The organism is Agarivorans sp. MS3-6 (assembly GCF_054112545.1).
Map to the genome: position 1 here is coordinate 4664070 of NZ_CM134202.1, position 13772 is coordinate 4677841.

General features: G+C 43.9%; 12 protein-coding genes. 10 read left to right on the forward strand and 2 right to left on the reverse strand.

Annotated features, from left to right (window positions below):
• The first annotated feature begins 108 nt into the window (after nucleotides 1-108).
• The 4 genes from ACVFI8_RS21410 to prc all read left to right on the forward strand — a co-directional run bounded on the left by ACVFI8_RS21410 (nucleotide 109) and on the right by prc (nucleotide 3580).
• Nucleotides 109-372, forward strand: a complete 264-nt coding sequence (locus ACVFI8_RS21410) for a YebG family protein (RefSeq protein ID WP_248715496.1) — start codon at nucleotides 109-111, stop codon at nucleotides 370-372.
• A gap of 1 nt (nucleotide 373) precedes the next feature.
• Nucleotides 374-853, forward strand: a complete 480-nt coding sequence (locus ACVFI8_RS21415; RefSeq protein ID WP_305883161.1) for a GAF domain-containing protein — start codon at nucleotides 374-376, stop codon at nucleotides 851-853.
• An 81-nt stretch (nucleotides 854-934) separates the two neighbouring features.
• Nucleotides 935-1540 carry an RNA chaperone ProQ gene (proQ, locus tag ACVFI8_RS21420; RefSeq protein WP_457872631.1) on the forward strand — a complete coding sequence of 202 codons (606 nt, stop codon included), beginning with the start codon at nucleotides 935-937 and terminating at the stop codon, nucleotides 1538-1540.
• 27 nt (nucleotides 1541-1567) lie between these two features.
• Nucleotides 1568-3580 carry a carboxy terminal-processing peptidase gene (gene prc / locus ACVFI8_RS21425; protein WP_248715494.1) on the forward strand — a complete coding sequence of 671 codons (2013 nt, stop codon included), beginning with the start codon at nucleotides 1568-1570 and terminating at the stop codon, nucleotides 3578-3580.
• Between the two features lie 89 nt (nucleotides 3581-3669).
• Here prc and ACVFI8_RS21430 read toward each other — a convergent pair whose 3' ends face one another.
• Nucleotides 3670-5598: an exoribonuclease II gene (locus ACVFI8_RS21430; protein ID WP_457872632.1), complete on the reverse strand. Its 1929-nt coding sequence runs from the start codon at nucleotides 5596-5598 to the stop codon at nucleotides 3670-3672.
• A 130-nt stretch (nucleotides 5599-5728) separates the two neighbouring features.
• Between ACVFI8_RS21430 and cobO the strand changes: the two genes are divergently transcribed.
• Both cobO and ACVFI8_RS21440 read left to right on the forward strand, forming a co-directional pair.
• On the forward strand, nucleotides 5729-6325 hold the full coding sequence (cobO, locus tag ACVFI8_RS21435) for a cob(I)yrinic acid a,c-diamide adenosyltransferase (protein ID WP_457872634.1): 597 nt from the start codon (nucleotides 5729-5731) through the stop codon (nucleotides 6323-6325).
• Between the two features lie 195 nt (nucleotides 6326-6520).
• Nucleotides 6521-7801, forward strand: a complete 1281-nt coding sequence (locus ACVFI8_RS21440; protein WP_457872636.1) for an L-cysteine desulfidase family protein — start codon at nucleotides 6521-6523, stop codon at nucleotides 7799-7801.
• A 63-nt stretch (nucleotides 7802-7864) separates the two neighbouring features.
• Here the strand turns inward: ACVFI8_RS21440 and ACVFI8_RS21445 are convergent, their stop codons facing one another.
• Nucleotides 7865-8785 carry a LysR family transcriptional regulator gene (locus ACVFI8_RS21445; RefSeq protein WP_457872637.1) on the reverse strand — a complete coding sequence of 307 codons (921 nt, stop codon included), beginning with the start codon at nucleotides 8783-8785 and terminating at the stop codon, nucleotides 7865-7867.
• A gap of 162 nt (nucleotides 8786-8947) precedes the next feature.
• Here ACVFI8_RS21445 and ACVFI8_RS21450 point away from each other — a divergent pair, with 162 nt between their 5' ends.
• The 4 genes from ACVFI8_RS21450 to ACVFI8_RS21465 all read left to right on the forward strand — a co-directional run bounded on the left by ACVFI8_RS21450 (nucleotide 8948) and on the right by ACVFI8_RS21465 (nucleotide 13642).
• Nucleotides 8948-10405, forward strand: coding sequence for an NAD-dependent succinate-semialdehyde dehydrogenase (locus ACVFI8_RS21450; protein ID WP_248715489.1), 1458 nt, complete (start codon nucleotides 8948-8950; stop codon nucleotides 10403-10405).
• 19 nt (nucleotides 10406-10424) lie between these two features.
• A complete protein-coding gene (gene gabT / locus ACVFI8_RS21455; protein ID WP_457872638.1) occupies nucleotides 10425-11705 on the forward strand; it encodes a 4-aminobutyrate--2-oxoglutarate transaminase in 1281 nt (426 codons plus the stop codon).
• 212 nt (nucleotides 11706-11917) lie between these two features.
• Nucleotides 11918-13276: a voltage-gated chloride channel family protein gene (locus ACVFI8_RS21460; protein WP_248715487.1), complete on the forward strand. Its 1359-nt coding sequence runs from the start codon at nucleotides 11918-11920 to the stop codon at nucleotides 13274-13276.
• Nucleotides 13277-13642 carry a hypothetical protein gene (locus ACVFI8_RS21465; RefSeq protein WP_457872639.1) on the forward strand — a complete coding sequence of 122 codons (366 nt, stop codon included), beginning with the start codon at nucleotides 13277-13279 and terminating at the stop codon, nucleotides 13640-13642.
• The last annotated feature ends 130 nt before the right edge of the window (nucleotides 13643-13772 follow it).

Genomic DNA, 13772 nt, shown 5'->3' on the forward strand with positions numbered 1-13772 from the left:
ATATATTAGCTTAATTAAATGACATTTTGTTGTATAAATTTGTTACTAGTAGTTTAAATCTGATTAATGCATAATCCCTGTATATAAAAACAGTAAACGGAGGCAGCAGTGGCTGTAATTATAAAGTATGTCGTCGAACGTAATGGTGTAGAGAAAATGACATTTAGTTCAAAAAAAGAAGCTGATAGCTACGACAAAATGTTGGATGTTGCTGATCAACTAAGCTTGCTGATCAAACACGCTGAACCAAAAATAAGTGAACAACTAGCCGAAAACTTAGGTTTTTATTTGTCTTCACAAAGAAACGCTCTGCAACACATATTGAAGGGCCAAGAGTTTGACCCATCACTTATCGAGAAAGAAGAGGTATAAGTTGGAACAGCTGTCTAGTCGCTATATAACATTAGGCAAGCAGCTTGAAGCGCTGCTTGATAAAGAGCTACCCTATATTTCTAACTTAGCTAACTTTTCAGCTTTATTGTGGTTGGAGCTTGAAGACATTAATTGGGTTGGCTGCTACATCGCAAACAATGCTAATGACACCTTGTTCCTTGGCCCTTTTCAAGGTAAACCCGCATGCACCTCAATTAATGTGGGTAGGGGAGTATGTGGAGAGGCTTATGCGACACAAAGCACTTTACGAATAGCCGATGTACATAAATTTCCAGGCCATATAGCCTGCGATAGTGCCAGCGAATCTGAGATTGTGGTGCCTTTTTATGTCAATGGACAAGTGTTTGGGGTTATCGACATTGATAGTCCACGCCTTTCTAGATTTGATCCAATTGACCAAGTTGGTATCGAGTATTTGGTCAAAGTGCTAGAAAATAACTTGTCAGAATTGCATTTTTAATGGCTTTTCAACATACGCTCACTATAATAGCCGAAATCAGCGCTGTAGCTGTACCAGTTAAGATGTATAAGAAAGGTCATCATGGAACAAACTAATAAACTGAAAAATAGCAAAGAAGTCATTCAATATTTGACGGCGCAATTCCCTAACTGTTTTTCTTTAGAGGGTGAAGCCAAGCCGCTCAAAATTGGCATTTTTCAGGATTTAGCTGAACGTCTTAAAGAAGACGAGAAAGTTAGTAATACTGTATTGCGCTCAGCCTTAAGACAATATACGTCTAGTTGGCGTTATCTGCATGGCGTTAAAGTTGGCTCTAAACGAGTAGACTTAGACGGTGTAGAAGGGGCTGAAATTGAACAAGAGCACGTTGAACACGCGCAAAAGACCTTAAAAGAAAGTAAAGACAAAGCCTTTGCTAACAAAAAGGCTCAAGCAGAGAAAGCAAAAGCTGCTGAGCGTAAACCAAAAGCAGAATTCAAACGTTCTAGTAAACCTAAGCCAGCGGTCGAAAAGAAGCCGATTGAAAAGCTAGACAGTAAAGACTTGGTAGCAGGGAAAAATGTTCGCGTATTGGTAGGTAAAACGCCAATGCCAGGACAAATCGCTGAAGTCACTAAAGATGGCATAGCTGTTACACTTACAAGCGGTATGTTGGTTAAAGTGAAAGCCGAACATATTGTTGCATAAACGAATTTAGCAGTGAGATAGGTGCCTATGAAATTTTTGAGCGGTCTGTGGTTATTCTTTTTAACGCTTAGTTACTCTACATTGTTGTTCGCGCAATCCCCTCAATTGGGTCAGGATGCGCTACCAACATTAAGTCAACAAAGTCAGCATGCTGCGGCAGCTAGTCGAATTAGCAAAATTTATACACGTTCTCACTACCGAAGCATTCCATTCGATGATGAGTTATCAAGTGAAATCTTTGATAAGTTCATTCAGCAATTGGACGGTAACCGCAGTCTATTCTTAGAAGAAGACTTGAAAAGGTTTGAACACTATCGCTACAGTTTAGATCAAGACATTCCTAACGGTCGTTTAGAGCCTCTCTACTCAATGTTTGATTTGTCTCTCAAAAGACGCTATCAACAATTGGTCTTCTCGCTGCAACAGCTCGACGAGCCGATGGACTTTACTAAAGACGAAGAGTTTCAATACGATCGTCGAGAAGCGAATTGGCCTAAGACTCAAGCTGAAATTAAAGAGCTCTGGCGTTTAAAAGTAAAATTTGACGCGCTAAACTTGAAACTGGCGGGTCGTGAAGACGACAAAATCATTGAAGTGTTAACTAAGCGCTACAACAGTGCGATAAAACGCTTAGTTCAAACCGACAGCGAAGACGTTTTCCAAACGGCTATGAATGCTTATTCTCGCAGCATTGAACCACACACCAGCTACTTATCTCCTCGTAATGCAGAACGTTTCCAAATGGAAATGAACCTCTCTCTAGAAGGGATCGGTGCGGTTTTACAGGGTGAAGACGAATATACGGTTATTCGAAGCCTGCTACCAGGTGGACCAGCAGCATTAAGCAATCAGCTTGGTCCAGAAGACAAAATAGTCGGCGTAGCGCAGGGTAAAGAAGAGCTGGTTGATATTATTGGCTGGCGTCTCGACGATGTGGTTGATTTAATCAAAGGGCCTAAAGGTACTACGGTTAGACTAGAAATTTTATCGTCAGGCGGAAAAGTTGACGGTAAAACAAAAATCGTTGACATTGTTCGCGATAAAGTTCGCTTAGAAGACCGTGCCGCGAAAAGTGAAGTGATTGAGATAAACGGCAAAAAAGTAGGGGTGCTCAACGTACCTAGTTTTTACGTTAATCTTAGTCAAGACGCTGACGTTGAACTACGTAAATTAGACGAACAAAACATTAGCTCGTTAATTGTAGACCTACGCGGTAATGGTGGCGGCGCATTAACTGAAGCAACCGCATTAACAGGTTTATTCATCCCTAGCGGCCCTGTTGTGCAGGTGCGAGACCAACTAGGTCGTATCAGTGTCAATCCTGATAATAGCAATTCAGTTTCCTACAGCGGGCCAATGGTCATTCTAGTGGATCGTTACAGTGCTTCAGCTTCAGAAATTTTCGCCGCTGCTCTACAGGATTATGGAAGAGCCATTGTCATCGGTGAACAAACTTATGGTAAAGGTACTGTGCAACAACACCATAAATTGAGCCGACTGTATGACATGTACGAAAATGAAACGGGTTATGTGCAGTACACCATCGCTAAGTTCTATCGCATTAATGGTGGTAGTACTCAACATAAAGGCGTAGTGCCAGATATTTCATATCCATCGGCTTTACTTCCAGAGGAAACAGGCGAAAGTGTTGAAGACAATGCCTTGCCTTGGGACAAAATAAAACCCGCTAAATATAGTCTGTTAGGGGATGTAAAACCGTTTGTTGAACCGCTAGAAAAAATGCATCAGCAGCGCATCGCTACCGATACAGAGTTTCAGTACATTGTTACCGATATCGCTGATTACCAGAAAGAAAAAGACAGAGTATCGGTTAGCTTAAACGAACAAGCACGTATTGCCATACGCGATAAAAAAGAGCAGAAACTGCTTACCCGCCTAAACGAGCGTTTATCAATGTTAGGAATGGAGCCAGTAAAAGACTTAGACGACGCCCCTAAAGACCTTGAATTTGAAGACGCGTTTCTTACAGAGGCAGCGGCAATTGCAGTTGATTATCTTGAGCTAAGAAATCCAAGTTAAGCACTACAGCTTAATGCAATACACAAAAAAGCCAGCTACTGCTGGCTTTTTTATTGGTTATTCTGTCTAGATGTCAGCTATTCAAAACCTTATTCACACAAGGCTGCGATAATTGTTTGCTGTAGCTTTTTAACTTCTACCACTCGCACAGAAACTGTGTCACCGAGATTGTATTGCAGATCACCCGTAGCAATATAACCTAACTCACTCTCAATCGTTAACTCTTGATCCTTGGCGGCTAACTTAGTCTTAGGGATAAATGCAGGCGCACCGCTAGCCAATAAGCGTACATTTAATCCGCCACGGTTAACATTCGTGATTTCAGCATCTAAGCAAGTTGCAGCATCTTGCTCTGCAAAATATTCACAATACAAGAAGTTTGCCATTTCACGCTCAGCAAACTTATGGCGTTTACGATACTCGCTTAAATGCTCAGTTAGCTGTTCTGTTAAAGGTGAAGATGGTTGTTCGCCCGCGAGTGCGCATTTTATTAAACGGTGATTTAATAAATCGCTGTATTTTCGTATCGGAGACGTCCAAGTGGCGTACTTAGCCTCACCTAATCCAAAATGCGGTAAACACTGCTCACTGTAAATACCAAAATTGAAATGGCGTTTTACTAATTGGTCTAAGCGTTTATTGTTTGTCGCGAGGATGGTTCGTCTAAGCTGACAAAAATACTCAAGGTCGTTAAGTTGGTCTTTGTCGGCAGTAATATCAAATTTAGCTAATAACTCGATAAGAGAATCCACTTTCTCTGGCTTAAATCCAGAGTGGCAGGCAAACACACCGAAGCCTAAATGCTTATCCAGGTATCGACCACCGCTAACATTGGCTGCAATCATTGCCTCTTCAACCATTCGGTTGGCTGCGCGTCGTGCTTGGCAAACAATATCAATGACCCGGCCTATATTGTCCAATACAAAGTCGTAATCTGATTGGTCACCAAACACAGAAGTGTTTTCGGTACGCCATTGGTGTCGTTGTTGACTCATTTTTTCTAGTTCGCGCAAAGCCAGTTGTAGAGCTTGGTCCTGACTAAACTCTTCGTTGTTCTGCTCTAAAAAATTTGAGACTTGAGTGTAGTTGAGTCTATGTCCTGACTTAACGGTTGCCAAATAAAAGCGTGCGTCGTCTAGTAACTCACCGGATCCTGTAATGGTCATTTCACAGACCAGAGCAGGGCGCTCTTGCCCCGCCAACAGCGAACACTTTTCATTGGCTAATTTACTAGGCATCATTGGAACGGTGCGAGCAGGGAGATAGAGAGTAAAGGCCCGTTTTGCGGCCACCGCTTCAAGAGCGCTGCCTTCGGCTAAATAAGCGCTTGGGTCGGCAATGGCTACCTTAAGCGACCATCCTTCATCCTTAGAAACAATAGATACCGCATCATCCATATCTTTGGTGCTTTCACCATCAATGGTGAAAAACAATTCGTTGCTGATATCGCGGCGTTCTGCGCTGGGGTCTAGCAAACTCAGTTCGGCTTCATATTCCGGCTGGTCCCACGCTAATTGATGCTTAGCCGTGGTCGCTTTCCATCGAGCAAAGCTGTCATCGTTTTCAGCTACATATTCGAAAATTTCAGCTTGGAAATGCTTTTCTTTTAGGGCGTGTTTAATCAGCCTAGCTTTAACCCAATCCCCTTCTTTTATAGAAAAACCACTGTCTTTAATGACTTTTGCGTTAAGGGCTTGATTAATTAAAGGATGGTCAACGATAACTTTAGTACGACTATCAACAAACTTTACCCGTGCGATAAAAGTATCAAGGGCCGCCTCGATGAGCTCTTCTGGCTCTGCTGCTTCTTTTCCGTTGTTTTCTCTAACAACCGCACTGATCCGGTCACCATGAACCAACTGCTTCATGAAGGGAGGAGAAATAAAATAGCTTTTTTTATTATCAGTCTGTAAAAAACCAAAGTTTTTATCGGTAGCTTTAACAACACCTTCAACCGTTGGAATCGTCTCTCTAATTTGCTGCTTTAGCTGGGCTAATAGAGGGTTATCTTTAAACATAAAGGGTTCCATCAATAATAGTGAAGGCACTATACCCAAAGGTTTATAGCTATTCTAGCGAAACAATGCTGGTTTGTTAGCTTTAGCTCAGGCTACACTTGCTAACAAATTGTTAATCCGAAGGATAGGGATGAGTAAAGATCAAGATAAGCATCAACAACGTCAAGAAAAGTTAAAGCAAAGTGTTGATGAAAAGGTGGCTGAAGCTTCCATCGAAAAAGGTTTGGTATTGGTTATTACCGGTAATGGAAAAGGTAAATCTACAGCCGGCTTTGGCAATGTAGCTCGCGCTACCGGCCACGGTTTTAAAGCGGTAGTTGCACAATTTATCAAGGGGGGATGGGAGTGTGGTGAGCGTAACTTGTTAACCAATAACGGGGTAGAATTTGCGACCATGGCCACCGGATTCACCTGGGAAACCCAAAATAGAGAGCTGGATAGCCAAGCCGCCCAAGAAATTTGGCAACGCTGTAAACAATGGCTAAGTGATCCGTCTATTTATCTAGTGTTATTAGATGAGATTACCTACATGTTGAGTTATGACTATCTAGACGTAGATGAAGTCGTAGAGGCCATCAATCAGCGCCCCAAAGAACAAACCGTTGTAGTCACCGGGCGAGCCTGTCACCGCAAAGTTCTAGACATAGCGGATACTATTTCAGAAGTTAAAAACGTTAAGCATGCGTTTGATTCCGGAGTCAAAGCACGTAAAGGCGTAGATTGGTAGTGAGTAACTAGTGGCGATTTTTTAGTCTAATTTAAAACAGAAAGTCGCTATTTATATTGTTGGTAGAAGAAATTATCGTTTATTGGCAATTGTTAGTAAATCTAACTCATTTGCCAAAGCTTTAACGTAAAGCACACAAAAATTTTCTAGCTGTTCCAGCCTATTATTTATAAAAATGGCGAAATGGAACAGCAAATGAATCACTGGCAATCTTACATATCATTAGTACAAACAGAAGTCGTACCGGCATTAGGTTGCACAGAACCCGTGACGGTAGCCTTAGCTGCGGCTAAAGCCACCGAGATTCTCGGCCATTGCCCAGAAAAAATACACGTAAACGTTACCCCTAATCTTTACAAAAATGGAATGGGGGTATTTGTTCCTGGAACCGGCAAAGCCGGTTTGCCAATAGCTGCAGCTGTTGGAGCGACCGCGGGTAACGCCCAGCGTGGTTTGGAAGTACTGGCTGAAATTAGTAAAGAAGCGCTAGCACAAGCGATTTCCTTACTAGAACAAAAAGCAGTGTCGGTTACCATGGTCTCTAACCAAGACGTACTCTATACCGTACTCACTGCAACTTACCAACAAACAACAGTGGAAGTGTGTATTGCCAAAACCCACACCCGTTTTGAATACATTAAGCTAAACGGTCAAATCATACAGCAGGCCGAAACATTACAATGCACCCATCCTGCTGAGCAACAAACTGTAGAGTTGAATCTTGAAAAGATTCTAAATTTTATTGAACAGGTGCCGTTGCAAGAAATACAGTTTATTTTGCGAGCAGCCGAGCTAAACAAAGCCTTAGCCACTACCGGTTTAAGCGGCGATTATGGCTTAGGTTTAGGCGCAAGCCTTCAAAAACAGATAGAAACTGGTTTACTCAGCGATGATTTATTAGCACGCTCGATGCGCTTAGGCGCTGCTGCCTCAGACGCACGCATGGGCGGAGCTCAGCAAGCAGCAATGAGCAATTCTGGTAGTGGTAATCAAGGTATATCTGCGACCATGCCGATAGTGGCGTTCGCTGAAATTAAACAATTAGATAACGAGACTTTTGTTAGAGCTTTAATGCTAAGCCATCTGGTGGCTATTTATGTTAAGTCTAAGCAAAATAAACTATCTGCATTGTGCGCGGCTACAACGGCGGCCATGGGGGCAACCGCCGCATTAACTTGGTTAATGGAGGGCGATTTAGCTGCCATCAACCGCGCTATTAATTCAATGATTGGTGATATATCAGGGGTATTTTGTGATGGTGCGAAAGCAGGTTGCGCAATGAAAGTGTCAACCGGTGCCAGTAGTGCTGTTAAATCCGCTATCTTAGCGGTTTCTGGCGGGGCGGTGTCATCACAACAAGGCATCGTGTTCGCGTCGGCTGACGACAGTATCGAGCACCTTGGTGTGATGTCTAAAACGGCAATGCTGTCCACTGATGACGCGATTATAGAGACAATGCGAGAAAAACAGGCATAGCGCCAAATACACTGTTGGATAAGCTAAGCAATGGCTTTAGGCTTTGCTTAGCTCAATGTGGGTTTAATGGGCAAAAACATCACTTAGGGTATCAATCGCCAACTGTACTTTTTCTTTATCATTTGGATTAATTTTGTTTACTAGGCTCAACTCAAAGGGATAACAAAAGGTATCGGGTTTTATACGCCTGATTTGTTGACTGTCTAGGTAGGGCTTCACCTCGCTGAGTGGCAAATAACCAATATACGCACCCGACAAAATTAGTGCTAGACGGCTGTCAAACTGATAGCCTTTGGCACCAAAATTTAGTTGCTGTAGTTGTGCTCTACCTTTTGGGTTTAGCTCAATACCAGGGTGAATAGCTGAGTATTTAATGAGTACTTGTTGATCAATCTGCTCGTCATTCATCGTATACAAACCAGACTGGTTGCTGGCACAAAGATAAATTGACTCAGCAAATACCACTTGGCTAATCAAGCCATCAATTTGTCGATAGGCAGGATAAAAGCCAACATGGGCGGTGTTGTTGATTAAGGCAGATTCTATATTAGCAACAGATTCCATGTTTAAGGATATGCATAGACCTGGGGCTTGTTGTTTTATCATGCTTATTGCCTCACCCAGACGGGCAATACTAAGCTGATCTAACAGATCAGAATACAATATCACCAATTCTCCACTAAGCGCCTTGCCTAAGTTATCCACCAGCGAGCCAAACTCTTGAATTGACGAAAATAGCTTCAAACAAGCTTGATAAACAATTTGGCCTCGCTCTGTTAAGGCAAAACCGCTACGTCCGCGTACACAAAGTCGCAAGTTCATTCGACTCTCTAAGCTAGACATATGTACGCTAATGGTTGAACGGGTGATCCCCAAAGCGTTTTCAGCCGCGGCGAAACCACCATGCTCAACCACCGCTTTAAATACCCTTAATAATCGAAGGTCATACTCGCTAAGTTGTTTACTATTTGTTGGGTCCAGCATTGTTTTATAAACTTCAAACTTTAGTTTTAATGTTTGATATTTAACCTTGTTTTAACTTGATGTTCAATGGACTTAGTCAGTTAATTGAATAACTCGCGGTTATCGAACTGAACGTATTATTAGTAAGCACAAGACCAACGGTTGATAAGGAAGCGCACCATCATGGAAATCATTAGCGATAAACAGCTACTCAAGACCCGTTCTTATATCAATGGCCAGTGGCTTAGCAGCTCTTCCCGCTTTACGGTGTTAAACCCCGCAAATGGAGAATTGGTTGCTCAGGTAGAAGATGCCGGTACAGATGGCGTAGAAGCGGCTATTGATGCAGCTAGCAAGGCGTTTAAATCGTGGTCAGCCAAATCGGCTAATGAGCGAGGAGGGTTGTTAAGGCGCTGGTATCAATTGATGTTAGAGCATCAGGATGACTTAGCGGCCATTTTAACCCTAGAGCAGGGTAAACCCCTCGCCGAAGCAAAAGGTGAGATTGCTTATGGTGCCGCTTTTTTAGATTGGTTTGCCGAAGAAGGTAAGCGCTGTTATGGCGATGTAATACCCGGACCCGCAGCAGATAAACGTATCATGGTGATTAAACAAGCTGTTGGTGTTGTTGCAGCCGTTACGCCATGGAACTTCCCCAATGCAATGATTGCCAGAAAGGCAGCAGCAGCCCTCGCCGCCGGTTGTACTTTTGTGGTTCGCCCCGCACAGCTCACCCCTTTGTCTGCACTCGCAATGGCAGAGCTCGCCGAGCGAGCCGGTATTCCTGCCGGGGTATTTAACGTTGTGGTTGGCGAAAACGCGCGCGCTATGGGTAAAGTGTTAACTGACAGCCCTAAAGTCGCCAAATTTACCTTTACCGGGTCTACCGCCGTAGGCAAGCAACTCATTGCCCAATGCGCTAGCACGGTAAAAAAAGTGTCTATGGAGCTGGGCGGTAACGCGCCATTTATCGTGTTTGACGATGCTGACTTAGATGCCGCCGTACAGGGTGCCTTGGCATCAAAATACCGCAATGCTGGTCAAACCTGCGTGTGCGCAAATCGCTTCTTAGTACAAAAAAATGTTTACCAAGCTTTTAGTGAAAAGTTGGCTACAGCCTTAAGCAAGCTTAAAGTTGGCAATGGAATAGAAGACGGTGTTGTCATTGGCCCAATGATTAGTGAGCAAGCCAAACAAGCTGTAGACGCATTGGTGACGAGCTCGGTGAACGCGGGCGCTAAGGTGTTATGTGGGGGTGAAAACCATCCAGCTGGCAACCACTTTTACACGCCAACTATTTTAACCCATGTGACTAACGACATGCCTATTGCCGCTAATGAAATATTTGGCCCCGTCGCGCCTTTAATCATGTTTGAAACAGAACAGCAGGCCATTGATATTGCCAATGACACCGAATATGGCCTAGCCGCCTATTTCTATACGCGCGACATTGGTCGAGTATGGCGAATAGGCGAAGCATTAGAGTACGGCATGGTGGGAGTCAACGAAGGCATTATTTCAAATGCCGCCGCGCCATTTGGCGGCGTTAAACAATCTGGTAATGGTCGTGAAGGTTCGCACTACGGCTTAGATGATTATATGGAAATTAAATATTTGTGTTTAGGCGGCTTAAACGCTTAGCGGTGAAGGAGTATATGTAATGTCAAACCAAGAACTACAACAAAGAAAACAAGCAGTGTTTGCCAGAGGTCAAGGAAACGTTTATCCGGTCTTTGTCGAAAAAGCGCTTAACGCCGAATTATGGGATGTAGAAGGCAATCGCTATATTGATTTTGGTACTGGAATAGCAGTATGTAATACCGGGCACAGTAACCCTGCGGTTGTCGCTGCGGTTAAAGAACAATTAGATAAGTTTAGTCATACCTGTGTGATGGTTAATCCTTACGAAAGTGCTGTAGAGTTAGCCGAACAGTTAGTTAAATTAAGCCCAGGCGACAGCGCTAAGAAAGCGATGTTTGTTACCACGGGGGCTGAAGCCGTGGAAAACGCGGTAAAAATAGCGCGTGCCGCTACCGGTAGGCGAGGTGTTGTGGCCTTTAACGGTGGTTTTCATGGGCGTACCAACCTAACCATGGCTTTAACGGGTAAAATTACGCCCTATAAACACTTGTTTGGCCCTTTTGCCGGCGACATCTATCACGTGCCATTTCCAATGGAGATGCATGGCGTAACTACAGAACAAAGCCTTAAGGCTTTAAGTAACTTATTTAAAGTCGACATTGGGCCACAAGATGTTGCTGCAATCATTATCGAACCGATTCAGGGAGAAGGGGGCTTTTATCCCGCTCCGAAGGCCTTACTTCAAGCTTTACGGGCGCTCTGTGATGAACACGGTATCGTGCTGATCATTGATGAGATACAAACGGGTTTTGGACGCACCGGTAAAATGTTCAGCTGCGAGGACGCGGGTATTGAACCCGATCTGATAACAATGGCCAAGGGCATGGCCGGCGGTTTCCCTCTATCAGCGGTTGTCGGTAAAGCCGACATCATGGATGCACCATTGCCAGGCGGCTTAGGGGGCACATATGGCGGCTCACCGGTGGCCTGTGCCGCAGCATTAGCGGTTATTGGTCAAATAGACAAACAACAGTTGCTGGGTAGAGCTGAACACATTGGCGCTAAATTTAATGATTGTTTAAGCCAATTGCGTAAAGCGTATCCTCAATTAATCGGCGATATTCGTATATCTGGCGCAATGATAGCGATGGAGCTAATTAGTGAAGGTCATTCAGAGAGCGCTAACACAGAATTAACTCAGCAGTTAATCGCTAAGGCGCCAGATTACGGTTTAGTGCTACTGGCATGCGGTTTCTATGGCAACGTAATACGTTTTTTACCCGCCTTAACCATCGAAGATCCAATTCTTGACGAGGGGATAGAAAAATTTGTGGCTTTGTTTAAAGCCTTAGCCAGCTAAATACCTAGCATGTTATGCACCCAAAAAATTTGTTTGTCGGTATAGCGAACCGTGTCGGTTCGCTTTTTTGTTTTTGCTTTATAGTAAACAAAGACTTAACCAGATCTATATTCTATGCCATGATTAATTAATAATGATCTTCTTGGCTGCGTATCACTTTCATTTAGGCAGTTTTGTAGCCATAGTCGCGATTACGATTTGAAGGAACAAACATGGCTAACCCGCTTCCCAATAGCCCTCGCACTCTCTTGGTTTTACTTCGTTGGTTATTGTTACTGATCCCAATGGCCATCGCCGTGGGAACACTCAACGCCATGTTTTTGTGGTTACTGGACTACGCTAGTCATACTCGCGCTGCCAAACCGTATTTACTCTATTTTCTTCCCTTTGCCGGTATTGCGGTCGTATTTGTTTATCGGCGTTTCGGTAAAAACGCCGAGTTAGGCAATAATTTAATCATTGATGAAATTCATCAGCCAGGCGCAGGGATCCCATTGCGAATGGCACCCTTGGTATTATTTTCCACCGTGGTCACCCATTTGTTTGGTGGTTCCGCCGGCCGAGAAGGCACAGCAGTGCAAATTGGCGGCGCCTGCAGCGCAGCTTACGGCAAATGGTTTAAGCTAAATGGCCGCGATTATCAAATACTACTAAGCGCAGGCGTAGCAGCGGGGTTCTCAGCCTTGTTTAGCACACCATTAGCCGCTACCATTTTTGCTTTAGAAGTATTAGCCCTTGGCCGAATTCGTTTCGACTCGGTCATACCAGCCCTATTTGCGGCAATTCTCGCCGACGTAGTGTGCACCGCTTGGGGGGCACCACATACTCAATACAAAATCGATTTTTTAGAGCATGTGATGCTATTTGAACATGTCATGCACGTCGATTTATGGCTGTTGGGTAAAGTATTACTGGCGTCGATTGCATTTGGCCTCACGGGTTTTCTGTTTGGCGAAGCGGTGTTCATGTTTAAGGACATCTTTAAGCATCTGTTTAAAAATCCCTACCTGATTGTGGTGATTGGCGCACTCATCGTTATCGGATTAGTGCACCTAATAGGACATCAAGATTATATCGGTCTAGGTGTTAACAGCTCTCGCGAGGGCGGAGTAAGTATCATCAGCGCCTTTAATGAAGGGGGGGCAGAATGGTACAGCTGGATGTTAAAGCTACTGCTTACTGCAATTACTTTAGCTGCAGGTTTTAAGGGTGGGGAAGTAACGCCTTTGTTCTTTATTGGCGCTACCTTAGGTAATACGTTAGCTTGGGTCATGGGCGCCCCGGTTGATCTGTTTGCCGCGCTTGGATTTATCGCGGTATTTGCCGCAGCAACCAACACTCCCTTGGCGTGTACCATTATGGGAGTAGAGCTTTTCGGTTCCGACCATTTGCTGTACTTCGCGGTAGCCTGTTTTGTAGCCTATTATTTTAGTGGCCATACGGGTATTTATTCATCGCAGAGAATAGCGGTACCCAAGTCGGTTAATTTTGCAGCGCATGAAAAAACGCTCGGTGAGGTTAGAGCAACCCGCAACAAAATAGCGCGTTGGTTTAGAAGTCAGGTCAAATAAATGCAATTATTGACACCAGCTCGTATCTGTAGATTGATATTCGCTATCTGTTTAATCACTGGATCGACTATTGTGTTGGCTTACCCAGGTACGCTAACAACCCGTTACGAAGATGAAGAACTAAAAGCCACCGTCACCTCGAATTCTGATCGACCTATTCGTTGTCAGCTGTCGGCAGGTCCAGATATTGTGTGGATGGAATTAGACGATAAACAAGAAAACTTTAAGTTTGCCAAGGGCTATAAAACCCATGACTTGAGTTTGTACTGCAAGCTGATAGACCAAAAAACCAAGGCAAAACCATGGCGGCTCAACCCCTACAACACCCCTTTACCCGCCTGGAATATGGTGATTTCCCCCGATTAAACCATTAATTAATGCTTTACAGCTTAGGCCTTTTGGCGATAACAGAAAGGTTTCTCCCTTGGGATAGAAAAATTGAAACTCTGGCATTGTAGGCAGTACAAGCCAGAGTTAATTGTTGATTACACCATTG

Excerpts from the sequence above, each read along its gene's own strand:
- proQ (WP_457872631.1), top strand. The coding sequence starts at position 935 with ATGGAACAAACTAATAAACTGAAAAATAGCAAAGAAGTCATTCAATAT.
- prc (WP_248715494.1), top strand. The coding sequence starts at position 1,568 with ATGAAATTTTTGAGCGGTCTGTGGTTATTCTTTTTAACGCTTAGTTAC.
- ACVFI8_RS21430 (WP_457872632.1), bottom strand. The coding sequence starts at position 5,598 with ATGTTTAAAGATAACCCTCTATTAGCCCAGCTAAAGCAGCAAATTAGA.
- cobO (WP_457872634.1), top strand. The coding sequence starts at position 5,729 with ATGAGTAAAGATCAAGATAAGCATCAACAACGTCAAGAAAAGTTAAAG.
- ACVFI8_RS21440 (WP_457872636.1), top strand. The coding sequence starts at position 6,521 with ATGAATCACTGGCAATCTTACATATCATTAGTACAAACAGAAGTCGTA.
- ACVFI8_RS21445 (WP_457872637.1), bottom strand. The coding sequence starts at position 8,785 with ATGCTGGACCCAACAAATAGTAAACAACTTAGCGAGTATGACCTTCGA.
- ACVFI8_RS21450 (WP_248715489.1), top strand. The coding sequence starts at position 8,948 with ATGGAAATCATTAGCGATAAACAGCTACTCAAGACCCGTTCTTATATC.
- gabT (WP_457872638.1), top strand. The coding sequence starts at position 10,425 with ATGTCAAACCAAGAACTACAACAAAGAAAACAAGCAGTGTTTGCCAGA.
- ACVFI8_RS21460 (WP_248715487.1), top strand. The coding sequence starts at position 11,918 with ATGGCTAACCCGCTTCCCAATAGCCCTCGCACTCTCTTGGTTTTACTT.
- ACVFI8_RS21465 (WP_457872639.1), top strand. The coding sequence starts at position 13,277 with ATGCAATTATTGACACCAGCTCGTATCTGTAGATTGATATTCGCTATC.